Below are 23,393 nucleotides of genomic sequence, written 5' to 3' on the forward strand. Positions count from 1 at the left end.
CCGATCCCGGTAGCTAAGCCCATGTCATGCTGATGGTACTGCAACTTGGTGGTTGTGGGAGAGTAAGTGACTGCCGCAATAATTGTTGGTGGGGGCACTCCTTTTCGAAGGGGTGCCCCCACTTTTTACATTCACGGGTAGGAGCCTGTGGGGGAGTGGGGGGACCTGGTGAGGGTCCCCCTTTTCTGCATTCACGACCACTGCCGTGACCGTGGTTTTTCACGATATGGAATTGGACGCAGATCCGCGTGGCCATCCGTCGCTTCCTCCGTAACGTCCAACTCGTCGCAGAGATACTGCCGCACACCTCAACGGTGAGGAATCGAGAAGAGACGGACATGAGCAACCCGACCGGTCACAGCCGACCCGACGCACCCACATCCACCACCACGGCGAAAGTCGTGCCCACGATGGCCATCCTCGTGGCCTGGCTGCTCGTGGTCTCCGACGGCTACGACCTCATCGTCTTCGGCACCGTCCAGACCTCGCTCATCGAAACCACCGGGTGGGGACTGACGAACGCGTCGATCGGGACGCTGGGCTCCCTGGCATTCGTCGGAATGATGATCGGCGCTCTTGCCGGCGGCCGCCTCGGCGACCGCTTCGGCCAGAAGCGCACCGTCATCGTCTGCACGATCCTCTTCACCTGCCTCAACGCCCTCTGTGGAGCCGTCGACAGCCCCATCCTCTTCGGCATCCTCCGCTTCCTCGCCGGAGTCGGCCTCGGCGGACTGCTGCCGAGCTCGAACGCGCTCGTCGCCGGCCTCGTCGCACCCCGGTGGCGCGCCACAGTCGCGACGATCATGATGTCCGGCGTGCCCGTCGGCGGCGTCCTCGCAGCCCTCACCGGCCTCATCGTCATCCCCACCCTCGGCTGGCGCTGGATGTTCTTCCTCACCCTCGTCTCCCTGCTCATCATCCCCTTCGCCCTGAAGTATCTGCCAACACGCGGGCAGGAGGAAGGACGCCTCGAATCCGCACGCAAGGAGACGAGCACCCTCTTCACAGGCGGCTACGCCATGATCTCCGCCCTCTTCGCCGTCTCCGCCCTCGCCGTGCTCTTCGTGTGGTTCGGGCTCGGCACCTGGCTTCCCCGTCTCCTCGAAACCCAGGGCTACGACCTCGGATCCGCGCTCACCTTCACTCTCTCGCTCAACCTCGGCGCGGTCATCGGGTCGATCCTCACCGCCTGGGCCGGCACGCGTTTCGGAGCCCTCGCCGCCGCCTCGGTGGCCACAGCCCTGACCGGGATCGCCATGGTCATCATGATCTCCGACCAACTGCCCACCCTCGTCACCTACCTGCTGCTCGTCGTCGCCGGCATCGGCACCCACGGGTCGCTCTGCCTCATCATCGGCGCGATCAACAACACCTACCCCGCGGCGATCCGCGGAACCGCCCTCGGATGGGCACTCGGGGTGGGCCGCCTCGGCGCCGTTCTCGCCCCGCAGACCGGAGGTCTGCTCATCGGCACTGCCGCCGGTGTCGCTGCGGTCTATTCGGCCTTCGCCGGGGGAGCGCTCTTCGCCGCCTGTGTCATGGTCATCCTCATCGTCGTCATCCGCCGAGCCGCGCTGCCCACCGTCGCCGCGAACGCCGATGACCGGACCTCCGCCGCACCCGCCGCTTCCCAGCCCTGAGGCGACGACGCCCCACGACCCGCACCACCACCAGCAAGGAGCAGAGAACACCATGAAGAAGATCGCCCTCGAAGAGCACTTCGGCGCCTCCGACCCGAACATCGTCGAGCAGTCCGCCGAGCACTTCACCCCCGACGCGTGGCCGGCCCGGCGAGCAGCGCTGCTCGACATCCACGAGGCCCGCCTGCAGCAGATGGACGACCTCGAGATCGAGAAGGTCATCCTCTCCCTCCTCGCGCCGGGAATCCAGTCGCTCCACGATCGGGCTCACGCCGTCGATTGGGCCCACCGCCTCAACGACTACGCCGCCGACCAGGTCGCGGTGAACCCCGCCCGCTTCGCCTCCTTCGCTGCCCTCCCCATGCAGGACCCGGATGCTGCCACGGAGGAGCTGCGACGATCGGTCAAGGAACTCGGTCTCCTCGGGGCGCTCATCAACGGCTTCTCCCAGGTCGATGACGAGAACACGGTCGTCTACCTCGACGACCCACGCTACGAGGACTTCTGGGCCACCGTCGCCGAACTCGACGTTCCCGTCTACCTCCACCCCCGCGATCCGCTCGTCTCGAAGAGCCCCCAGTACGACGGGCATCCCTGGCTCTACGGTTCCTCGTGGGCGTTCTCCGTCGAGACCGGCACGCACGCGCTGCGGCTCATGGGCTCCGGCCTCTTCGACCGGCACCCAGGGGTGAGGATCATCCTCGGCCACCTCGGCGAACTGCTGCCCTTCAACATCTGGCGCACCGATCACCGGCTCGCAGTGGCACCGCGCGGACTCGACGTCGAGCACTCGTTCGGCCACTACCTGCGGACGAACTTCTACCTCACCACGAGCGGCAACTTCCGCACGCCCGCACTGCTCAACGCGATCCAGGAGGTCGGCGCCGACCGGATCATGTTCTCCGCCGACTACCCGTTCGAGTCGATGGAGGAGGCGGCACGGTGGTTCGACGCGGTCGAGCTCAACGACCGGGACAAGGAGAAGATCGCTTCGGGCAACGCGGCACGACTGTTCGGTCTGGAGTCGGGCAGCGGTGCCGACGGCACCTCGCCGACCGCCCCCATCCGCACCGTCACCGAGGCTGCGGCTCGGTCCGAATCCCAGCCTGAGTCCCGGCCTGCGCCTGACCCTGCGTCTGCGGAGCCTGCTCCTCGATCTCCGCAGCGCATCGGAGGATAGCCTCCCGCGTCACCGAGGACGAAAGTGTGGCCGCCCTGACCGTCGGGGCGGCCACACTCAGTGCGACCGGCGCGACCGCCTCGGCGCCCCGCAGTGCGATCCCGAACGCATCGACGCCGCGTTCGGTCAGCCCGGACACCTGGGCGAAGCCGTCGCGACGGATGCGCTCCATGGTCCGCTGGAAGTCCGCGGCCGTCGGGAAGTGCTCGTTCACCGGTGACGAACGCCCCGCCTGCTGGAGGTAGAAGACCCGGATGAGCCACTCGTCGGGCATCTGCGCGAGCAGCGCGAGACCGCCCGAGGTCGTCGCCGCCGGCAGGACGGCGTTCTCCCGACTGCCCACGCGGGGTTCAAGGCTGCCCGGGCTCGAGACGAGGACACGCACCGTGCTGCCCGTGCGCACCATGAGGTGGCAGGTCTCGCCGACCTCCTCCGCGAGGCGATCCATCCGCGGCCGAGCACTCTCCTGCAGTGCGTCGAGATCATCGGAGACCGGCAGCGGAGCCGTGACCGCCGGCCCGACCGTGTACCGTCGGTCATCGAGCTGGGTCGCGAAGTCCCGGTAGACGAGCATCTGCAGGATGCGATGGCACGTCGACGGCGACAGGGACGTGCGCGCACAGATCTCCTGCAGGTGCAGCGGCACGGAGTCCCGGAGGATCTTCTGGATGATCAGCGCACGATCGATCGATTGGATGAACGTGCTCGGCACCGCCCGCAGGTCGAGGTTCTCCATCATCGTTCAGTTCCCATCAGACGTCGGAATCGTGGGGTGGTCACTCGCCGAGGTGGTGCATCGCCGAGGCGGTGACATGGCTGAGCGGCAGCAGCTCGGTGAGCTGCTGCCGCGGCCGCGGTCGTGGACGCCTCCTCAGCGACGGGCCTTCTCAGCGGGCCGGGTCGAGGACGAAGTCGTAGACGGTGATCTCGCCTTCCTCGTCCGGGTTCGGCTGGGGATCGAGCATGAGCTCGGGCTTGACCGCCGAGGCGATGTCGTCCTCGTTGTGCGGATCGCCGGGGAAGTAGAGCTGCGAGGTGATGAGCTGATGCTCCGGCGCATGGACCTTGAAGTGCATGTGCGCGGGACGCCACGCGTGCCATCCGGCCGCCTCGATGAGCTGGCCGCACGCTCCCTCGGTGGGGATCTGGTAGGGCGCAGGCCGGATCGTGTGGATCTCATACCGACCCTCGTCGTCGGCGACGAAGGTGCCGCGCAGATTCCATTCGGGCAGCCCCGGCGCGAACTGCGAGTAGAAGCCGAGATTGTCGGCATGCCAGAGCTCGAGCTTCGCCCCCGGCAGGGGAGCGCCGTCGGTCGAGGTCACCTGGCCCTTGAAGACGAACGGTGTGCCCGGTTCGTCCGGGCGCATCGGGATGGTTCCGTTCCATGGCAGCTCCGGTGAGCCCTCGAGGTAGTACGGGCCCTCAATCGTGCCCTTCGATCCTTCGCGGTCCTGGTTGGCGACCTCCTCGACGGAGTGCTCGAGCCACACGTCGAGGAACAGCGGCCATTCGCCTTCCTCGCCGACCTTGATCAGCCACGCCTTGAACGCGTTGTACTCCTCATAGGTCACCTGCTCCTCGAGAACGAGGTCGTTGAGCGCCTTGACCGCCTTCCCGGCGAGCAGAGCGACCCGCTCGTGGTCGACGACTCCGCCCGCCGCCCTGGCCTGACGCTCCTGGAACCGCGCCGAGGCGTTCGCCCCGGAATCCGCGGCCCTGGCGGTGACCTCTTCGGTGAAACTGTTCTCAGACATTGCTGTTCCTCTTCTGTGACGAGCCGGCTCTGCCGGCGGTTCGGGTGGTGGGTGCGTGGTCGGGTGGTGGGATAGTGGTCAGATGTGGGAGGGATGCGTGGCCAGCGGCGTGACGCTGATCCGCATGTGCGGGAAGAGCGGCAGCCCGGCAAGGAGGCCGTGGAGTTCGTCGTGATCGGCGACGTCGAAGACCGAGTAGTTTGCGTACTCGCCGACGACCCGCCAGATCTCCTTCCACCTGCCGTCGCGCTGCAGGTCCTGCGAATAGGCCTTCTCCCGGTCGAGCAGCTCGGCTCTCTCCTCCGGGTTCAGACCCTCTGGCAGGGTCACATCCATCCTCACGAGGTAGAGCATCATCGCCTCCAATTGCGGTTCGTCGTCGGTCGGTGGTCGGGGGTTGGGTCGGTGGTCAGGGTCGCAGTCGTCGGATCGGACGCCAGCGGGCGCAGCTGCAGGGTCAGTCGAGGCGGTAGCGGGCGAGCTTGTCCTCATCGACCGCAGTCCCGACGCCGGGCACCGTCGGGGCCGGGAGGCGACCGTCGACGATCGTCAGCGGCTCGGCGATGAGGTCATCGCCCATGTCGAGGAAGTTCGACAGCTCCGCCGGATACCGCGAGGAATGCTCGAACGCCGCCCCGAACGTCACCGTCGCCGCACTGCCCAGCTGCGTGTCGATCTGATTGCCCATGAGCACGTCGATGCCGAGCGCCTCGGCGAATGCGAGGATCTTCGCTGACTCCGTGAACCCGGTCCGCGCCGTTTTGATCGACAGCGCGCTCGCCCCTCCCGTATGGATCTCCCGGGCCGCCTCGCCGAGGGTGGACGCCGATTCGTCGGCGACGATCGGTATCGGTGAGGCGGAGACGAGAGACCTGCGGGCGAGCACCTCGGCGGCATCATCGGGCTCCTCGAAGAACCGCAGGTCGAGGTCGGCGGTGGCCTCGAGGACGCGGCGGGCCTCGCTCGCCGTCCACCCGCGATTCGCATCGAGGTAGAGGAGCACCTCGGGTCCGAGGGCCTCGCGCAGCGCGATCGCGACGTCGACGTCGAGGGAGATCGGACGGCGGCCGACCTTGATCTTGAACGCCCGCACCCCGTACGACTCGACGCAGGCGAGGGCTTCGTCGACGACCGCCTCGGCGGGGGAGAAGCCGAGCATATGGGAGACCTCGAGGGAGGGGGCGAACCCGCCGAGGAGGCGGTGGACCGGGGTCTCGAGGGCCTGGCCGATGAGGTCCCACAGGGCGATGTCGATGCCGCCCTTCGCTGTCTGGTTGCCGACCGTGCGGTGGAGGCGGGCGTGGATGAGCGCACGGTCGAGGGGATCGGCGCCGAGCAGCGCCTCGGCGAAGACACCACCGATGATCGCGGTCACGGAGTCGGTCGTCTCCCCGTACGTGTAGGGGCGGGGCGGGATGTCGGCGGTGCCGACGAGCCCGTCGTCGGTGCGCAGGCGCACGAGCACGTGCTCGATGTGGTCGACCTCGCCGCTGGCGAAGCGCAGGGGTTTGCGCATGGGGATCCGGTAGGGGATCGTCTCGACGGCGGTGATGCGCATCAGGCGCTCGCCTCCTCGGCGGAGGCCGGGTCGTCGATGACGTCGGCGACCACCTCGGCGATGATGTCGGACATCCGGACGATGGCGGCGGTGTCCTCGTCCTTGCGCCAGGCCAGGGCGAGTTCGGTGCGCGGGGCGTCACTGAGCTCGCGGAAGAGGACCCCGGGCAGGCCGAGGGCGGTGGCGGTGCGCGGGATGACGGCGGCGCCGAGTCCGGCGGCGACGAGCGACATCAGGGTCGAGGTCTCCGAGGCGCGCACCGTGTACTCGGGCTGGGCGGAGTGCGCTGAGAGGTGCCGCTGGGTCGCGGCCGCCATGACCGAGTTCTCGGGGTAGCCGACGAGGGCGTGCGCTCCCACCTCGGCGGCGGGGACGGTCTCATGGTCGGCCAGTGGGGAGTCGGAGGGGACGGCGAGGACACAGGATTCAAAGCCGAGCGAAGCGTAGGTCAGCCCCGGGATCCGCGAGTTCGACCGCAGGAGTGCGATGTCAATCGTGTGGTCGAGGAGCCGGGTGATGAGGCGCGGGGTGATCATCTCGCCGCTGACGGTCAGCCGCAGTGCCGGTGCCGCCGAGGCGGTCCGCCGGACGACCTGCGGCATGATCCCGTACGTCGTCGACCCGGTGAAGCCGAGCCGCAGCGGACCCTGGAGACCGTCGCCGATGAGCCGGACCTCGGTGCCGAGGGCTTCGAGGTCGGCGAGGACGCGGCGGGCCTCGTCGAGGAGGTGCTTGCCCGCCTCCGTCAGAGACACCGAGCGGGTGGTGCGGTTGAGGAGGGTGGTGTCGAGCTGGCGTTCGAGCTTCCTGATCTGCTGCGAGAGGTAGGGCTGGGCGAGGTTGAGCCGCTCCGCGGCACGGCCGAAGTGGCGTTCCTCGGCGACGGTGGCGAAGTACTGCAGCTGGCGGGTCTCGATCATCATGGGACCACGCTCATCGGTGCGATCGTCATCGGTCTCCCTCTCCGTCGAGGCTGCGCTGTCGGGCCGGTGGTTCGAGGCTTGTGGTTCGGGGCCGTTGGTTCGACGCCACGCCGGCCGGTGCTGTCAGTAGTCACAGTAGGCCCGATCACGGATGACTTAAAGAGCCGATTACGTCTCGATTGAGACGCTGATGTTATCAATCGCGGGGCACGCGAGCGGCGCGCAGTGTGTACTCCCGGCGCGCGTACACCGCCTGCGATCACTGCAGTCGGGTGGCGATCCTGCAGGGTGCTACGGGGCGCGCTGAGCCCGTGATCTGGGCATTCTCGGCGGTCGTGGTGGGCGCTGGGCGTGCCATGGCCGCAATCGGCGTTGTTGTCATATCTGCGAACTTCGATAGCGTGGTGAGCACACATCAATGGAAGGTACAGCGCATGCTCAACCGTCTGCACGATGCTCTCAGGCTGAGGACGAACCCGGTCATCTTCTTCTCCTCAGCCGCTGTGATCATTCTCTTCGTCCTCGGAACGATCCTCTTCACCGACGCCCTCGACACCGGGGTCTCCGCCGCCTCCGACTGGCTGCTGCGCAACCTCGGATGGTTCTACATCCTCGGCGTCACCGTCTTCCTCGTCTTCCTCATCTACATCGCCGCATCCCGCTACGGACGGGCGAAGCTGGGACCCGACGACGAACCGCCCGAGCATTCCAACGGTGCGTGGTTCGCGATGCTCTTCGCCGCGGGCATCGGGTCGATCCTCATGTTCTGGGGTGTCGCGGAACCGGTCAGCCACCTCGGCGATCCGCCCCGGGCGAGCACCGGGATCGAACCGGGCACGGTCGAGGCCGCGGCTGACGCGATGAACTTCACGTACTACCACTTCACCCTGCACACATGGACGATCTTCACGCTGCCGGCGCTGTGCTTCGCGTACTTCATCCACAAGCGCAACCTGCCGCCGCGGGTGAGTTCGATCTTCCAGCCCATCCTCGGTGAGAGGATCCACGGGCCGATCGGGAAGACGATCGACGTCGTCGCGATCATCGGCACCGTCTTCGGCGTCGCCGTCTCGATCGGACTGGGCACCCTGCAGATCAACGGGGGACTCGCGCAGCTCTTCGGGATCCCGGAGAACGCGCTGTGGCAGCTCATCATCATCGGGGTCGTCTGCGGGCTGGCGACGATCTCGGTCTCGCTCGGTCTCGACAAGGGCATCAAGGTGCTCTCGAACATCAACATCGTCGTCGCCGTGCTCCTGCTCATCTTCATCATCGTGGTCGGGCCGACGCTGTTCATGGCGCGGGGGATCTTCGAGTCCCTCGGCACGTACATCCAGCAGCTGCCGCAGCTGGCGCTGTGGAATGACACGTTCGCCGACACCGGGTGGCAGAGCAGCTGGACGGTCTTCTATTGGGCGTGGACGATCACGTGGTCGCCGTTCGTCGGCATCTTCATCGCCCGCATCTCGCGCGGACGGACGATCCGGCAGTTCGTCATCGGCGTCCTCGCGATCCCCTCGGCGTTCTCGATCATCTGGTTCGGCGTCTTCGGCTACGCCTCGTTCGACATCGAGTTCAACAAGGGCGGCGGTCTCGTCGACCGCGTCGTCAATCAGGGCGACATTCCGGGCGCGCTCTTCGCGTTCCTCGAGAACTACCCGCTGGCCGGTCCGATCTCGGTCATCGCGATCATGCTCGTCGTCATCTTCTTCGTCACCTCCGTCGACTCGGCGGCGCTCGTCGTCGACACGATGAACAACGGGCACGAGGATTTCAACCCCTTGGCGCAGCGGATCTTCTGGGCGCTTGCCATCGCCGTCGTCACCGCGACCCTCCTCGTGTTCTCGGGGACGGGTGGCCTCGAGGCGCTGCAGTCGACGATCATCCTCGTCGGGCTGCCGTTCTTCGTCATCGCCTACTTCCAGATCTACGCGCTCATGCGTGCGCTGCGCGAGGACGCGGGCGAGCCGCCGCGGGTGCGCATGCGCCGGTGGAAGAAGGTGCTGCCGCCGGAGGAGGCCGAGCGGAGGGCCGATGACGACGATGCCTTCAACGACGAGTACGACGCATCGGAGGAGACCGTCGTCGCTCCCGAGGCCGACGAGCCGGCGCCGGAGTTCCGCGACCCCTACGTCGACGCCCCGAAGGCGAAGCCCAAGCGGCAGAGCACGCTCGCCAGTCGCACCGGCAGCAAGACCCGGCCCCAGCGGGAGTAGGGGGCGCCTCCGGCGGGGGAGGTTGCGCCGGGCAGCGGGGCGGCAGGCCAGCCGCGCCGTTGTGAGTCACTTTCCGCCGAGATGGTCGGGTTTCGAACCGACCGATCCGGCGAAAAGTGAATCAGTCGCGCAAGAGGGCCGGTCGCTCACCGAATGTGGTGTGCGCCCGGCCCTCTGCTGTGGTCCCAACAGGCATCGGAAGTAAGTCGAACTGGGGTCTCTCAACAAGCAGCGCACGGAACGAATCCCATGCTCTATTTTCACCACGAGCTCTCACTACAGTCGGGACAACATCTGGAGCGACTGGCATGCTCGCGTGGACCGATCGTTCTCTTCATGTCGGTGCCGATTGGTACGTTCTCCGCATGTTTGAGATCGCAGGAATTGTTCTTGGTTCTTCAGTGATTGCTGGAGTGGTAGCGCAGGTCTTCCACTGGTTCCGTCCCAGTCGGGTAAGTGACAGGGTTAGCGCCTTCAAAGGCGAATTGGAGGCTTTGAAGGAGATCGATGACGGAACTGGTTTGGGAAAGGCCGGCTATGCGGTCAGTCGTGCGGCTATAGAGGCTGCAATGGTCAGTCGATTGGTGCCTGGTCGTGATCTGCAACTTGCAGTTCTTCTCTTGATGTCGATGTCAGCATTCCTCTTCGCGATCGTCGTCTACTACTCGGTCGATCCAGAAAATACCTTTGAGTACGCTGTCATGTTCGCTGGGATAGGCGTGTACGTATTGTGCGGCTTGGCAACAATCGCACTGGGAGTCGTCACGTGGCTTGCGGCCTTGAGCGTCCGTCGCTCGCTAGCAGACGGATTCCGGGAATACGACGACCTTGAAGGCGATAAGGCACTTGAGAGTTTTGCCGCGCTCCGAGCATGTTTCAGGCCTGTCGCGGAGGGTGCGGTTGAGCCGTATCGATTTCGTCGCCTATACCAGTTTGGGCTGAGCGAATCGGCTCGAACCGGGCTTCGCCGCTTCATGCGCGAGATTGACAAAGCAACTCCTGGGGCCGTTTGATTCCTCGGGGAATGACAAGCAGGGCTGGTCACGAGTCGTTCTTAGCTCGTGACCAGCCCTGACGTATGTCGGCGTCAGTATTGACTCCTGATGATCAGTTTTAGGCAGGGGACCTAAATGCGCCTCAGACCACCAACAGGCTCACTGACCGTTCTTGATCATCTCCGCGCACTTCTCGCCCATCATCATCACCGTGATGTTGGGGTTGACGGTGGTGATCTCCGGCATCGCCGAGGCGTCGACGACGCGCAGACGGTTCACGCCCTTGACGCGCAGCTGCGGATCGAGCGGAGCCGAGTCGTCGTCGGGAGCGCCCATCTTCGCCGTGCCCACCGGGTGGTAGACGGTGTTGTGGGTGCGGACGATGTAGTCCTCGAGATCCTCGTCGGTCTGGGCGTCGGTGCCGGGGAACAGTTCGCGGCCGGCCCACTCGGACATCGCATCCTGCGAGACGATCTCACGGGCCTTGCGGATGCCGGCGATCATCACGCGCATGTCGTGGCCCTCGGGATCCGTGAAGTAGCGCGGATCGACGAGCGGCTTGTCGCGGAAGTCGCACGAGCGCAGACGCACCGTGCCGCGCGAGCGAGCATGCGTGACGTTCGGAGTGAGGCAGAACGTGTTCTCGGAAGTCGGGTACCCCTGGCGCACAGTGTGCATGTCGAAGGGCACCGACCCGTAGTGCATCATGAGGTCGGGGCGGTCGAGCCCGTCCTCGGTGGGGGAGAAGATGCCGATCTCCCACCACTGCGTCGAGTCCTCGACCATCGGCTTCTTCGCCTCCCACGAGATGACGCCCTCGGGGTGGTCCTGGAGGTTCTCCCCGACTCCGGGAGCGTCGACACGGGACTCGATCCCCACCTCGGCGAGGTGGTCCTTCGGTCCGATGCCCGAGAGCATGAGCAGCTGCGGGGTGTTGATCGCACCCGCGGAGACGATGACCTCCTTCTTCGCCTCGATGCGGTGCGTCTTGCCGAAGGCGTTGTTGACGACGAGGACGCCGGTGGCGTTGTTCTCGTCGTCGAACTCGATCTCCTTGGCCTGGGTGTCGGTGAGGATCGTGAGGTTCTCCCGATCGAGGATCGGGTGGAGGTAGCTCACCGAGGAGGACGACCGGGTGCCGTCGTCCTTGCGGTTGACCTGGAAGAAGTTCGCACCGTTGATGACGGTCTCGCCCTCGTTGAACTGCACCGTGGGGATGCCCGCCTGCTCGCACGCCTCGAGGAGCGCGATGCCGCAGGGATCGACCGGAGGCACGTTCATCAGGCGCACCGGACCGTCATGGCCGTGGTGGTCGCCGGGGAGCTCGTTGTTCTCAAGCTTCTTGTACAGGCCGAAGGTGTCCTTCGAACCCCAGCCGGTCGCGCCGTACTTCGTCTCCCACTCGTCGAGATCCTCCTTGGGCGCCCAGAAGGCGATGCACGAGTTGTGGGAGGAGCAGCCGCCGAGGACCTTCGCCCGCGCATGGCGCATGAACGAGTTGCCGTGCTCCTGCTTCTCGATCGGGTAGTCCCAGTCGAACCCGGACTCGAGGAGTTCCATCCATCGGTTGAGGCGGAGGATGACGTCCTCGTCGACGTCGGTGGGGCCGGCCTCGAGGAGACCGACGGTGACGGTGGGATCCTCGCTCAGGCGAGCGGCGACGGCGGCTCCGGCCGATCCGCCTCCGACGACGACGTAGTCAAAGCTGTGGGTGGTGTCCACGGGAATCTCCTTCTTCGCTCTCGCTGCGATCATTCGCTCTCGGTGTGCACGGGGAACCAACCGGTCACGGCGGGTTCGAGGTTGTGGTAGATGTGCTTGGCCTCCTGGTACTCGGCCATGCCGGTGGGTCCGAGCTCACGGCCGAAGCCGGACTGCTTGAAGCCGCCCCATTCGGCCTGCGGCAGGTACGGGTGGAAGTCGTTGATCCAGATCGTGCCGTGGCGCAGCTTCGCCGCGACCTCCTGGCACTTGCCCGCGTCCTGGGTCCACACGGCGCCCGCGAGACCGTAGATCGTGTCATTGGCAGTCGCGACCGCCTCGTCGACGGTCGAGAACGTCTCGACGGTGACGACGGGACCGAAGGCCTCGTCGGAGACGACGGACATGCCGCGTTCGACGTTGTCGAGGACGGTCGGCAGGTAGTAGTAGCCGTTCTCGAGTTCGCCCTCGCCCCACTTGCCGCCGCAGCGCACGCGCGCGCCCTCGGCGATGCCCTTCTCGACGTACTTCGTCACCTTGTCGCGGTGGGCGGCGGAGATGAGCGGTCCGGTCTCGGCATCGGGATCGAAGGGCCCGCCGAGGCGGATCTGCGAGGCGCGCTCGACGAGCTTGTCGACGAACTCCTCGGCGATCGAGTCCTCGACGATGAGCCGGGCACCGGCCGAGCAGACCTGGCCGGAGTGGACGAACGCGCCGTTGAGGGCGTTGTCGAGGGCTGCGTCGAGGTCGGCGTCGGCGAAGACGACGTTGGGGTTCTTGCCGCCGAGTTCGAGGGCGACCTTCTTCACCGTCGCCGCGGCATTGGCCGCGAGCAGGCGACCGGTGACGAGCCCGCCGGTGAAGGAGACCATGTCGACGTCCTCGCTCGTCGACAGCGGGGCACCAGCGTCGGCACCGGCGCCGAGGATAAGGTTGCCGACTCCCGCGGGCAGCCCGAGCTCCTCCATGACCTGCATCGTCATGATCGCGGTGTGCGGGGTGAGCTCGGCGGGCTTGAGGACGAACGTGTTGCCGGCGGCCAGACACGGGGCGATCTTCCACGCGGCCTGGAGCAGCGGGTAGTTCCACGGCGTGATGAGCGCACACACGCCGACGGGCTCGTAGGAGATGCGGCTGACGACGGAGTCCGAGCCGGCGTCGACGATGCGTCCGGCATCGTTGGCGGCGAGCTTGCCGAAGTAGTCGAAGCAGTTGGCGATGTCGTCCATATCGATGCGCGACTCGACGATGCGCTTGCCGGTGTCGAGGGACTCGGCGACGGCGAACTCCTCCTTGCGCTCACGCAGCACCGCGGCGAAGCGGAGCAGGAAGTCACCGCGTTCGCTCGCGGGCCTGCTCGACCACACGCCGGAGTCGAAGGCGCGGCGCGCGGCGGCGATCGCGAGTTCGGTGTCGGCCGGGCTCGCCTCGTCGACGACGGCGACGAGCGTGTCGTCGGCAGGGTTGTGGATCTCGCGGGTCCTGCCGTCCTGGGCAGAGACCCACTTGCCATCGATGAAGAGTGTGTTGGGCACGATGTCTCCTATTCCTGATGCGATCGTTCGAGTGCGGTCGTGCGGACAGCGATCATAGCCGCCAGCGGTCTGTGCCGATGGCGGGGGCAGTCCTCAGCGGGGTGCGCAGGAGCGGTCCGTCCGGTGAACCGTCACCGGGGTGGACAGCGATGCTCGCCGAGGCGGTCGTCGTGGGCGAGGGCGCCGAGGCGGGTGACCGGACGAGGCAGGCCTGCACACCCGACGAGTTCGCGAAGGCGGGGGTGATGCCGTCTGGTCCGACACGGAGGCGGCTTGATCCGACACAGCGGTGGCCGCGAGGATTCCGACGCAGGTGCAGTTTCACGACATCTGTCGTCTCTGCGGCCATGAGTACCCCACTGACTGCGTGCGAATGGGTGGTCGCCCCATGCTCGGGGCTCACTGATCGGTTCGCGACGAGTCTAACAGAGCACTTCCTGCGGACTCCGAGGTGGGAAGCCCCGAAATCGCGGGGCTGCACGGCAAGATGACTGGTCCGACGTGTCCGCGCCCACAGGGAGTCTGAGGCGGTCGTGGACTAGAATGGGGCAGAATCATTGAAAAGTCTTTATAGGGAGAATCGTGGCCCAAGGGGATTCGCGAGACAGCCAGCACAACCGCCGCTCGGGCGACGACAATCGCGGAGGCAGTCGCAATCGTCGACAGGACTCTCCGTCATCGCGTGGTGAGCGCGGGCCGCGAAACTCCGACCGCCGAGGCGGCTACCAGGGCAATCGCCGCGACGATGACCGTCGGGGCGGTTACCAGGGCCGTCGGGACGACGACCGTCAGGGCGGGTACCGCGGCGGAGATCGCCGTGATGACAACCGGGGTGGATACCGCGGGGACCGTCGCAATGACGGTGAGCGCCGAGGCGGCTACCAGGGCAATCGCCGCGACGACGATCGTCGTGGAGGATTCCAGGGCCGACGCGATGACGACCGCCAGGGCGGTTACCGCGGCGGAGACCGCCGAAACGACGGTGAGCGTCGAGGCGGCTACCAGGGCAATCGCCGTGACGACGATCGTCGTGGAGGATTCCAGGGCCGGCGGGACGACGACCGCCAGGGCGGCTACCGCGGTGGAGATCGCCGCGATGACAACCGGGGTGGTTACCGCGGGGACCGTCGCAATGACGGTGAGCGCCGAGGCGGCTACCAGGGCAATCGCCGTGACGGCGATCGTCGTGGAGGATTCCAGGGCCGCCGGGACGACGACCGTCAGGGTGGTTACCGCGGCGGAGAAGGTCGCGATGACAACCGAGGCGGCTACCAGGGCAATCGCCGTAACGACGGTGAGCGTCGAGGTGGCTACCAGGGCAATCGCCGTGACGATGACCGTCAGGGCGGTTACCGCGGCGGCAACCGCCGAGACGACAACCGCGGGAAATACCGCGGGGACCGCCGAGGCGACGACGACCGTCGCGGCGGATACCAAGGCGACCGCGGCGGCTACGGTCGGAACAACAACGACCGTCGCGCCTCCCGCGCGACCGACACCGGTGACTACGCGCGGGAACAGCGCTCTCGCCGCCCTCGCCTCCAGGAACCCGAGATCCCCGAGGACATCACCGGCAAGGAACTCGACAAGGAGATCCGCGGCCAGCTGCGTTCGCTCGACAAGGAGAACGCCGAGACCGTCGCGAAGCACCTCGTCGCGACCGGCGGCTTCCTCGACGTCGATCCCGAACGCGCCTATGAGCACGCGAAGACCGCGATGGCCCGCGCCGGTCGCGTCGGCCTCGTCCGTGAAGCACTCGGCATCGCCGCCTACCACGTCGAGAAGTACGACGAAGCCGTCCGCGAACTGCGCACCCACCGTCGCATCTCCGGCTCGAATGAGAACATCGCGCTCATCGCCGACGCCGAACGCGGTCGCGGCAAACCGGAGAAGGCCCTCGAACTCCTCGAATGGTCGAAGGAAGCCGAGCTCGACAACGACACCCGCACCGAACTCGTCATCGTTGCGGCCGGAGCCAAGTCCGACCTCGGCGACATCGACGCCGCGCGCAGGCTCATCGAAGCCGAGGACTTCACCCAGCGGCCCAGCGGCGCCCTCGTGCGCCTGATGGCCGCCTACGCCGAGGTGCTGCGCCTCCACGGTGAGACCGAACTCGCCGACAAGTACGAAGAGCTCTCCCGCCGCACGGCGAAGGCCACGGGAACCCTGTTCGGCGATGAGGAGCCCGACCCGAACTTCGGCGTCGAGATCGAGACCATCGAAGAGATCCCCGACGAGGAACTTGAGGGCGAGGCACCTGCGGAGACCGGTGGTCAGGGTGACGACACCGCTGGGGCCGACGACGCGGAGCGTGCTGACGACTTTGCATCCTCTGTCGACTCCGTCGACTCGGCTTCTTCCGTCGACTCCGATGACTCTGACGAATCTGCTGCCTCTGCCACCTCCGGCGCAGAGGACGACTCGAACGCCCCGGCCGACGGCAGTGCGACCGATGCGGGTTCTGACGAAGCCGCCGCTGACCAGGCCGCAGCCGAGGATTCGGCAGCCGCGCCGGCGAAGTCCGCGAAGACGCACGTCTCCGAGAAGGAACTGAAGAAGGTCAAGGTCTCCGAGGACGAGATCGAGGCCGAACTCGACGAGATCCTCGCCGAGGCCGACGCCGGCTCGGACGACGACGCTGAAACCGCCGACGCTGACGCGGCCGACGCCGCTGACGCGGCCGACGCCGCTGACGCTGACACCGCCGATGCTGCCGACGACCCGAAGGGATCGGACCAGGCGAACGGAGATCGGTGACACCGGGCGCTGAGCGGGCCCGCGACCTCGGCGTCCCCGCGGGGACGCCGATCGACGGCGTCCTCTTCGACCTCGACGGCGTCGTTTACCACGGCCCCGACGCCATCCCCGGCGCCGTCGAGGGGATCGCTGGTCTCCACGACCGCGGCATCCCCGTCGGCTATGTGACGAACAACGCGACCCGCACCGCCGAGGTGGTCGCCGACCACATCTCCGACCTCGGCATCCGGACCGAGCCGAACGAGGTCATCACCTCCTCGCAGGTGCTCGCGGCCCGCCTCGGCGAGGAGTACGGCACAGGGGCGAAGATCCTCCTCATCGGCACGACGGGACTCTCGACAGCACTGACCGAGGCCGGACTGACGATCGTCGACTCGCTCGCCGACGAACCGGTCGCACTCGCGCAGGGCCTCGACCCGCACATCGACTACGCGGGCATCGTCCGCGCCGCCGAGGCGATCGCGACCGGTCTCGACTGGTGGGCGACGAACCCCGACTACTCGATGGTCGGCCGCGCCAGCCGAGTCCCCGGCAACGGCGCCTTCGTCGACATGCTCGCCCGCCTCACCGACCGGCAGCCGCGGATCGTCGGCAAACCCTCCCCGGATGTCATGACGCATGCGGGGCAGCGGCTCGGCGCTCGGCGACCGCTCATGGTCGGCGACCGCCTCGACACCGACATCGAGGGCGGCAACCGCGCCGGTTTCGACACCGCGCTCGTCCTCACCGGCGTTCACGACCTCCACGATGCGCTCACCGCCGACCCGATCCACCGCCCGACCTTCATCCTCCCGACACTCGCCGACCTTCCGCGCGTCCTCGAGGCCGCGGCGAGTCGGCCGGTCGGTTCCACCGCGCCCGACAGTGGTCGCAAAACCGAGGCGAAAACGCAGAATCGGCCCGTCGACCACCATTCTCCGACCGCAAACGGGGACGGTGGAAGCGTGCAGGCCGCGACGATGCGATTCCCTGGTCACTCTGCCGAGGAGAATGCGCCGAAATCGTCCGCGGACCTCGGTGCAGCCACCAGCAAATCGCGGGGGACTGGTGGTGGCCGAGAGATCGATCTCGCCGAGGCTGAGCTGAGCGACCCGGCGGCGATCGAAGCGGCGCTGCGGCTGGCCTGGAAGGCGATCGACGCAGGTGAGAGCATAGAGCCGGGAAACCTGCCGAGGAGGATCGATGACTGACACGCCCACCCCAGGCAACCGGCCGACCCCCGGAGCCCCCACCCCAGGCAACCAGCCGACCCCCGGAGCCCCCACCCCGGGCAACACCCCTACCCCGGGCAGTGTCAACAAGGAGATTCCCGCCGAAGCGTGGAAGCGCGGCCTCGCCGAGACGGCCGAGGCCCCGGCCGCCGAACGCCACACGGCACTCTCCGCCCTCCTCGACGACCTCGAGACGCAGGTGGGCTCCCTGTGAGCCGACCGGGCGGGACCCGACTCGACCGGGCCCTCGTCGACCGCGGTCTGCTGCCCTCCCGCTCCCGCGCCGCCCGCGAGATCGCCGCCGGGCGCGTGAGCGTCAACGGCACTCCAGCGACCAAACCGTCCACTGAGGTCGCCGACACCGACGAGATCACCGTGAGCGATCCCGACCCCTGGGTCGCGCGCAGCGCCCACAAACTCCTCGGCGCGCTCGACGACTTCGGCATCGACCGCCTCGACGGGCTCACCGCCCTCGACGCCGGAGCCTCGACCGGCGGGTTCACCCAGGTCCTCCTCAGCCGCGGTGTCGATGAGGTGTGGGCCGTCGACGTCGGCCACGACCAGCTCGCCGCGACCCTGCGCGACGACCCGCGCGTCCACGTCCGCGAAGGCCTCAACCTCCGCGATCTCGCAGACTCCGACGTCCCCGCCCACAGGGTCGACCTCGTCGTCGCCGACGTCTCGTTCATCTCCCTGCGCCTGCTCGTCGCACCACTGCTCGGCGTCGTCCGCCCCAGCGGCGAACTCCTCCTCATGGTCAAACCGCAGTTCGAACTCGCCCGCTCCGTCCTCGACAAGCACGGCGTCGTCACCAGGCCCGCCGACCGCCGGCGCGCCGTCGAATCCGTCCTCGAGGCGATCACCCACAACGGCGCCCGCGTGAGCGACATCGCCGCCTCATCGCTGCCGGGCCCGAGCGGAAACCGCGAGTACTTCCTGCGTGTTCGACCCGAATCCAACCCGGGTGCGTCCGATAGGCTCGTCACGGCGGAGATCCCCGACCGCCTCGACGCGATCATGCAGGCCCAGAACATGGAAGCCCAGAGTTTGGAAGGAGAGTCGTGAGCCGGTACATCATGGTGCTGCTCCACCCGAACCGCGAGGATTCCGCGGTGGCGGCCGTGCAGGTGTGGAGGGCGCTCCTCGACGACGGCATCACTCCGGTCGTCCTCGATGAGGAGATCCTCGACATCTCCTCCCGCAGCTCGTACCCCGACGTCCACCAGGACCTCCTCTCCCGCTGCGTGATCATCAGCGCCAGCCAGCTCGCGACCTGGAAGTCCAAGTGCGAACTCGTCATCGTCCTCGGCGGCGACGGCACGATCCTCCGCGCCGCCGAACGCTTCCACGGCTCCGGCGTCCCCCTCATGGGCATCAACTTGGGTCACGTCGGATTCCTCGCCGAGAGCGAGAGGGAGGACCTCGCCGAGGCGGTCCACCGTGCCTCGGCCCGCGACTACCTCGTCGAGGAGCGGCTCGCCCTCGACGTCACCGTGTGGCATGAGGGAGAGCAGATCTACTCGGCCTGGGCGCTCAACGAGGCGACCGTGGAGAAGACCTCGAAGGCGCGGATGATCGACGTCGTCCTCGGCGTCGACTCCCGCCCGGTCTCCGCGTTCGGCTGCGACGGCGTCATCCTCGCCACCCCGACCGGGTCGACCGCGTACTCGTTCTCCGCCGGCGGACCGATCGTCTGGCCCGAGGTCGAGGCCCTCCTCCTCGTCCCCATCTCCGCCCACGCGCTCTTCACCGAACCGCTCGTCGTCAACCCGAACTCCCGCCTCGGCGTGGAGATCTCCCCGTCGAATCCCGACTTCGCCGCGGTCCTCTGGTGCGACGGCCGCCGCGCCCTCGAACTGCCCGCCGGGGCACGCGTCGAGGCGAAGCGCTCGGAATCGCCGATCAAGCTCGCCCGCCTCCACACCGGTCCGTTCACGGACCGGCTGGTCGCGAAGTTCCGCCTGCCCGTCTCCGGATGGCGGGGACCGATCGAAGGAGGCTGAATGATCTCCGAACTGCGCATCTCCCACCTCGGCGTCATCGCCGAGGCAGAGGTCGAACTCGCCCCCGGCTTCACCGTCGTCACCGGTGAGACCGGCGCCGGCAAGACGATGTTCGTCTCCGCCCTCAGCCTCCTCATGGGGGAGAAGGTCGGAGCCGGGGTCGTCCGCAAAGGCGCGGAGAAGGCCGAGGTCGAAGGCATCTTCACCGAGGTGCCGGGCACCGTGCAGACCCGCATCGAGGAGGCCGGAGGCAGTGCCGACGACGAGGCGATCATCTCCCGCACCGTCGCCGCCAAGGGCCGCGCCCGGGCGACAGCGGGCGGCCGGACCGTGCCGATCGGGGTGCTCTCCGAGATCGCCGATGACCTCATCACCCTCCACGGCCAGTCCGAACAGCTCAAACTCAAGGGCCAGGCCTCCCAGCGCCGGCTCCTCGACGCCGCCGGGGGACCCGACCTCGCCGAGGCGGCCGCACAGTACTCGCGGGCCTTCGAGAACTGGCGCGAGACCGAAGCCCGCGTCCAGCGGATCAAGGATTCGACCGCCGCCCGCCGCGAGCGCATCCTCTGGCTGCAGGGCTGCCTCGACGCGATCGACGCCGTCCGCCCCGTCCCCGGCGAGGACGAGGCGCTGAGCGCACTCGCCGCGAAGCTCGGCGCCGCCGCCGACATCACCCGCGCCGTCGGCGGTGCCCATGACCTCCTGCTCGGCTCGGACATCGACGAGACCGGGGCCGCCGTCGACCGGGTCCACGAGGCGATCAGCGCACTCAGCGACGTCGAGTCCTCCGACCCCGAACTCGTCCGGATCCGCGAGGGCCTCTCCGACACCGTGCTGCGCCTCTCCGACGCCGCCGCGGAGCTGAGCTCCTACCTCTCGGGCTTCGACGAGCTGGGGGAGACCTCGCTCGAGGAGACCGAAGCCAGACGCGCCGAACTCGGCTCACTGGCCCCCTACGGTGAGACCGTCGAGGAGGTCCTTGCCTTCGAGACCCGCGCGGCCGCCGAACTCACCGAGCTCGAAGCCGAGGACCGCGACCTCGACCAGCTCGACGGCGAACTCGAGGCCGCCGAGGCTGCCATGCGCGAGGCCGGCGCCGCCCTGAGCGCGCTGCGCCGGTCGACCGCGGAGTCGTTCTCGGCCGCCGTGAGCGAGGAGCTCACCGCCCTGTCGATGCCCAAGGCACAGGTGCGCTTCGAGATCACCGAACGCGAACCCGCCGTCCACGGCCTCGACGACATCCGCCTCACCTTCGCCCCGCACGACTCCTCGACCGGCGACGACATCGCCAAGGTCGCCTCCGGCGGTGAGCTCTCCCGCGTCATGCTCGCCATCGAGGTCGTCCGCGCCGCCGAGGACGGTGTGCCCACCTACGTCTTCGACGAGGTCGACGCCGGCGTCGGCGGTCGCGCCGCCGTCGAGATCGGCAGACGCCTGGCCAAGCTCGCCCGCCATGCCCAGGTCATCGTCGTCACCCACCTGCCGCAGGTCGCGGCCTGGGCCGACACGCACGTGACGATCGTCAAGGACGACGACGCGGAGACCGTGCGCTCGGGCGTGCGGGAGCTGAGCGAGGACGACCGGGTCGTCGAGCTCTCCCGCATGCTCGCCGGGATGGAGGACTCCGCCTCGGCGAAGGCCCACGCAGCCGAACTCCTCGACTCCGCGCGGCAGGTCAAGGCCGGTGCCGCTGCGGCAACATGAGAGAATAGGCGAACCATGAAAGCGCGCAGACTACGGGAGAACCCCCCTGTCACGACCCGGTCCGATGCGGCCCCGGCCAAGCTCGACCGACGGACGAAGGACCTCACGAAGCGCTTGGCCGCCGGTGATATCGCGATCATCAAGCACTCCGACATCGACCGCGTCTCCGCCGAGGCGCTCGTCGCGTGCCGCCCCGTCGCCGTGATCAACGCGGACAAGTCGATCTCCGGCCGGTACCCGAACCTCGGCCCCGGCATCATCGTCGACGCCGGAATCCCGCTCATCGACGCGACCGGACCTGAGATCTTCGACACGGTGAGCGAAGGCGACGAGATCAGCATCGACGGCGGCACCATCTACCGGAACGGCACCGAGGTCGCCTCGGGCGTCTTCCAGACCTCGGAGACCATCGCCGAGGACATGAACGAGGCCGAGGCAGGAATGAACTCCGTGCTCGTCGACTTCGTCGACAACACGATCGAGTACATCCGCAAGGACTCCGACCTGCTCTCGGCCGAACTCGTCGTCCCCGAGGTCCGCACCGACTTCGCCGGCCGGCACGCGCTCATCGTCGTCCGCGGCTACCACTACAAAGAGGACCTCGCGATCCTCGCCTCCTACATCCGCGAGTACCGGCCGCTGCTCATCGGCGTCGACGGCGGCGCCGATGCGATCCTCGAAGCCGGCTACAAGCCGGACATGATCGTCGGCGACATGGACTCCGTGTCCGACTCCGCGCTCGCCTCGGGCGCGGAGATCGTCGTCCACGCCTACCGCGACGGACACGCGCCGGGCACGGAGAGGGTCAAGGCCCTCGGTGTCGACTGTGTGGCTTTCGCCGCCTCGGGCACGAGCGAGGACATCGCGATGCTCCTTGCCGACGACAAGGGCGCCGACCTCATCGTCGCCGTCGGCACCCATGACACGCTCATGGAATTCCTCGACAAGGGACGCAAGGGCATGGCCTCGACGTTCCTCACCCGTCTGCGGGTGGGGTCGAAGCTCATCGACGCCAAGGGCGTCTCCCTGCTCTACCGGCAGCGGATCTCCAGCCTGCAGCTCGCGGTGCTCATCATCGCCGGACTCGTCGCGCTCGGCGTCGCCATGGCGGCGACCGCCGCCGGGCAGACGTTCCTCGGACTCATCGGAGCCCAGCTCGACGGCGTCTTCGGCTGGATCGGCTCCCTGTTCGGCGGGGATCCCGCCGCGACCTCAGAATCCGCCGGCACGATCTGGGCCGGACTCGACTCAAGGACTCTCTCGTGATCGACTTCCGCTACCACCTCGTCTCCCTCGTCTCGGTGTTCCTCGCCCTGGCCGTCGGCATCGTCCTCGGCGCCGGCCCCCTCAAGGAGCCGATCGGCGAGTCCCTGCAGAGCCAGGTCGACGCCCTGCGCGCCGACCGCGACGACCTGCGCACGAAGCTCGACGCCGCCAACGGCAACATCGAGAAGCAGAACGAGTTCGTCACCGCCGCCGCCCCCGAGCTCATCGGCGACACCCTCAAGGATGCGACGGTCACCGTCATCTCCGCCCCCGAGGCCGACCCCCAGCAGGTCGAAGAGGTGACGAACCGGATCAAGGAGGCCGGCGGAACGATCGCCAGCGACGTCTCCTTCGTCGACGATGCGCTCAGCGTCAGCGGCGCCGGAGAGTTCATGACCACCCTGCGCGGACTCGTCCCCGCCCTGCCTGCCGATGATGCGACCGCGCTGCGCGCAGCCCTCGTCATCGCGCTCACCGGCAAGGCCTCGATGCTCGCCGAGGGCAAGGACCGCGACGACGCCGAGGCGAAGGCCGAGGAGATTTTCAACGCGTTCGTCGACGCCGGACGCCTGCGCACGGACACCGACCACAAGACGACGGACCTCTTCGTCATCATCGACGACGAGAACTCCCAGCTCGCCGAGGAGACCGAACCGAGCCCTGAGGCCACCGGCGACATGGCCTCCCGCGACGCCGTCACCGAGTTCGTCAACGCGCTCACCAACGAGGCGACGTCCGTCGTCGTCGCCGGCGACGCCGCCTCGGCGGCCAACGGCCTCGTCTCCGTCCTCCGCACCGGGAAGTCCCGGGCTTCCACCGTCGACGGTCTCGGCCTCGGCGCCGGGGCGATCATCACGGTCCGCGCGATCGCCGCCGGCCGAGCCGGCACCCACGGCCACTTCGGCTTCGCCTCGGACGCCGAATCGATCCTGCCCGGAAGGGAATGA

Annotated in this window: 20 protein-coding genes; 12 read left to right on the top strand and 8 right to left on the bottom strand. The window is 67.7% G+C overall.

All coding sequences use genetic code 11. The annotated features are described in order from the left end of the window. Positions 1-338 precede the first annotated feature (338 nt). Together BC102111_RS03680 and BC102111_RS03685 are read left to right on the top strand one after the other, a co-directional pair. On the top strand, positions 339-1,640 hold the full coding sequence (locus BC102111_RS03680; RefSeq protein ID WP_101623632.1) for an MFS transporter: 1,302 nt from the start codon (positions 339-341) through the stop codon (positions 1,638-1,640). A gap of 52 nt (positions 1,641-1,692) precedes the next feature. Continuing rightward, positions 1,693-2,820, top strand: a complete 1,128-nt coding sequence (locus tag BC102111_RS03685; RefSeq protein WP_101623633.1) for an amidohydrolase family protein — start codon at positions 1,693-1,695, stop codon at positions 2,818-2,820. Here BC102111_RS03685 and BC102111_RS03690 read toward each other — a convergent pair. The 5 genes from BC102111_RS03690 to BC102111_RS03710 all read right to left on the bottom strand — a co-directional run bounded on the left by BC102111_RS03690 (position 2,714) and on the right by BC102111_RS03710 (position 7,058). After that, on the bottom strand, positions 2,714-3,559 hold the full coding sequence (locus tag BC102111_RS03690; RefSeq protein WP_101623634.1) for an IclR family transcriptional regulator: 846 nt from the start codon (positions 3,557-3,559) through the stop codon (positions 2,714-2,716). The two genes, BC102111_RS03685 and BC102111_RS03690, sit on opposite strands and share 107 nt — an antisense overlap. Before the next feature lie 148 nt (positions 3,560-3,707). Next, positions 3,708-4,577: a catechol 1,2-dioxygenase gene (gene catA / locus BC102111_RS03695; RefSeq protein WP_101623635.1), complete on the bottom strand. Its 870-nt coding sequence runs from the start codon at positions 4,575-4,577 to the stop codon at positions 3,708-3,710. Between the two features lie 78 nt (positions 4,578-4,655). Beyond that, positions 4,656-4,931 (bottom strand): muconolactone Delta-isomerase, encoded by a 276-nt coding sequence (gene catC, locus BC102111_RS03700; RefSeq protein WP_101623890.1) that lies wholly within the window; start codon positions 4,929-4,931, stop codon positions 4,656-4,658. A 103-nt stretch (positions 4,932-5,034) separates the two neighbouring features. Further along, a complete protein-coding gene (locus BC102111_RS03705) occupies positions 5,035-6,135 on the bottom strand; it encodes a mandelate racemase/muconate lactonizing enzyme family protein (protein ID WP_101623636.1) in 1,101 nt (366 codons plus the stop codon). Further along, positions 6,135-7,058 carry a LysR family transcriptional regulator gene (locus BC102111_RS03710; RefSeq protein ID WP_101623637.1) on the bottom strand — a complete coding sequence of 308 codons (924 nt, stop codon included), beginning with the start codon at positions 7,056-7,058 and terminating at the stop codon, positions 6,135-6,137. The genes BC102111_RS03705 and BC102111_RS03710 overlap by 1 nt, the downstream gene beginning before the upstream one ends. A gap of 434 nt (positions 7,059-7,492) precedes the next feature. On the opposite strand from BC102111_RS03710, the gene BC102111_RS03715 reads away from it, so the two are divergent. After that, positions 7,493-9,274 carry a BCCT family transporter gene (locus BC102111_RS03715; protein WP_101623638.1) on the top strand — a complete coding sequence of 594 codons (1,782 nt, stop codon included), beginning with the start codon at positions 7,493-7,495 and terminating at the stop codon, positions 9,272-9,274. A 365-nt stretch (positions 9,275-9,639) separates the two neighbouring features. Beyond that, positions 9,640-10,287 (top strand): hypothetical protein, encoded by a 648-nt coding sequence (locus tag BC102111_RS03720; protein ID WP_146001391.1) that lies wholly within the window; start codon positions 9,640-9,642, stop codon positions 10,285-10,287. Between the two features lie 141 nt (positions 10,288-10,428). Here the strand turns inward: BC102111_RS03720 and BC102111_RS03725 are convergent, their stop codons facing one another. The 3 genes from BC102111_RS03725 to BC102111_RS03735 all read right to left on the bottom strand — a co-directional run bounded on the left by BC102111_RS03725 (position 10,429) and on the right by BC102111_RS03735 (position 15,209). Then, entirely contained in the window at positions 10,429-11,991 is a 1,563-nt protein-coding gene (locus tag BC102111_RS03725; protein ID WP_101623891.1) for a GMC family oxidoreductase, read from the bottom strand. Positions 11,992-12,020: 29 nt separating this feature from the next. After that, positions 12,021-13,505, bottom strand: coding sequence for an aldehyde dehydrogenase family protein (locus BC102111_RS03730; RefSeq protein ID WP_101623640.1), 1,485 nt, complete (start codon positions 13,503-13,505; stop codon positions 12,021-12,023). Between the two features lie 675 nt (positions 13,506-14,180). Then, entirely contained in the window at positions 14,181-15,209 is a 1,029-nt protein-coding gene (locus BC102111_RS03735) for a hypothetical protein (protein WP_101623641.1), read from the bottom strand. Positions 15,210-15,221: 12 nt separating this feature from the next. Here BC102111_RS03735 and BC102111_RS03740 point away from each other — a divergent pair, with 12 nt between their 5' ends. From BC102111_RS03740 to BC102111_RS03775, 8 genes are read left to right on the top strand one after another with little or no spacing between them, the layout of a single operon-like run. Continuing rightward, positions 15,222-16,262 (top strand): hypothetical protein, encoded by a 1,041-nt coding sequence (locus BC102111_RS03740; RefSeq protein ID WP_101623642.1) that lies wholly within the window; start codon positions 15,222-15,224, stop codon positions 16,260-16,262. Continuing rightward, positions 16,259-17,452, top strand: coding sequence for an HAD-IIA family hydrolase (locus tag BC102111_RS03745; RefSeq protein WP_101623643.1), 1,194 nt, complete (start codon positions 16,259-16,261; stop codon positions 17,450-17,452). Before BC102111_RS03740 ends, BC102111_RS03745 begins: the two co-directional genes overlap by 4 nt. Then, positions 17,445-17,687, top strand: a complete 243-nt coding sequence (locus tag BC102111_RS03750; RefSeq protein ID WP_101623644.1) for a hypothetical protein — start codon at positions 17,445-17,447, stop codon at positions 17,685-17,687. The genes BC102111_RS03745 and BC102111_RS03750 overlap by 8 nt, the downstream gene beginning before the upstream one ends. Continuing rightward, positions 17,684-18,538: a TlyA family RNA methyltransferase gene (locus BC102111_RS03755; protein WP_101623645.1), complete on the top strand. Its 855-nt coding sequence runs from the start codon at positions 17,684-17,686 to the stop codon at positions 18,536-18,538. The genes BC102111_RS03750 and BC102111_RS03755 overlap by 4 nt, the downstream gene beginning before the upstream one ends. Continuing rightward, positions 18,535-19,476 carry an NAD kinase gene (locus BC102111_RS03760; RefSeq protein ID WP_009380021.1) on the top strand — a complete coding sequence of 314 codons (942 nt, stop codon included), beginning with the start codon at positions 18,535-18,537 and terminating at the stop codon, positions 19,474-19,476. The genes BC102111_RS03755 and BC102111_RS03760 overlap by 4 nt, the downstream gene beginning before the upstream one ends. Continuing rightward, the gene (gene recN, locus BC102111_RS03765) at positions 19,477-21,180 is read left to right on the top strand and encodes a DNA repair protein RecN (protein WP_101623646.1); all 1,704 of its coding nucleotides are present in this window, start codon (positions 19,477-19,479) and stop codon (positions 21,178-21,180) included. A gap of 15 nt (positions 21,181-21,195) precedes the next feature. Beyond that, complete coding sequence (steA, locus tag BC102111_RS03770) at positions 21,196-22,446, top strand: putative cytokinetic ring protein SteA (RefSeq protein ID WP_101623647.1); 1,251 nt, start codon at positions 21,196-21,198, stop codon at positions 22,444-22,446. Beyond that, positions 22,443-23,393, top strand: coding sequence for a copper transporter (locus BC102111_RS03775; protein ID WP_009380013.1), 951 nt, complete (start codon positions 22,443-22,445; stop codon positions 23,391-23,393). The genes steA and BC102111_RS03775 overlap by 4 nt, the downstream gene beginning before the upstream one ends.

Origin of the sequence: Brevibacterium casei CIP 102111, from assembly GCF_900169275.1 — a bacterium.
In the GTDB taxonomy this organism is placed as follows: domain Bacteria; phylum Actinomycetota; class Actinomycetes; order Actinomycetales; family Brevibacteriaceae; genus Brevibacterium; species Brevibacterium casei.

Bases quoted from the DNA above. Each gene is read 5' to 3' on its own strand.
- BC102111_RS03680 (WP_101623632.1), top strand. From the start codon at position 339: ATGAGCAACCCGACCGGTCACAGCCGACCCGACGCACCCACATCCACC.
- BC102111_RS03685 (WP_101623633.1), top strand. From the start codon at position 1,693: ATGAAGAAGATCGCCCTCGAAGAGCACTTCGGCGCCTCCGACCCGAAC.
- BC102111_RS03690 (WP_101623634.1), bottom strand. From the start codon at position 3,559: ATGATGGAGAACCTCGACCTGCGGGCGGTGCCGAGCACGTTCATCCAA.
- catA (WP_101623635.1), bottom strand. From the start codon at position 4,577: ATGTCTGAGAACAGTTTCACCGAAGAGGTCACCGCCAGGGCCGCGGAT.
- catC (WP_101623890.1), bottom strand. From the start codon at position 4,931: ATGCTCTACCTCGTGAGGATGGATGTGACCCTGCCAGAGGGTCTGAAC.
- BC102111_RS03705 (WP_101623636.1), bottom strand. From the start codon at position 6,135: ATGCGCATCACCGCCGTCGAGACGATCCCCTACCGGATCCCCATGCGC.
- BC102111_RS03710 (WP_101623637.1), bottom strand. From the start codon at position 7,058: ATGATGATCGAGACCCGCCAGCTGCAGTACTTCGCCACCGTCGCCGAG.
- BC102111_RS03715 (WP_101623638.1), top strand. From the start codon at position 7,493: ATGCTCAACCGTCTGCACGATGCTCTCAGGCTGAGGACGAACCCGGTC.
- BC102111_RS03720 (WP_146001391.1), top strand. From the start codon at position 9,640: ATGTTTGAGATCGCAGGAATTGTTCTTGGTTCTTCAGTGATTGCTGGA.
- BC102111_RS03740 (WP_101623642.1), top strand. From the start codon at position 15,222: ATGGCCCGCGCCGGTCGCGTCGGCCTCGTCCGTGAAGCACTCGGCATC.
- BC102111_RS03750 (WP_101623644.1), top strand. From the start codon at position 17,445: ATGACTGACACGCCCACCCCAGGCAACCGGCCGACCCCCGGAGCCCCC.
- recN (WP_101623646.1), top strand. From the start codon at position 19,477: ATGATCTCCGAACTGCGCATCTCCCACCTCGGCGTCATCGCCGAGGCA.
- steA (WP_101623647.1), top strand. From the start codon at position 21,196: ATGAAAGCGCGCAGACTACGGGAGAACCCCCCTGTCACGACCCGGTCC.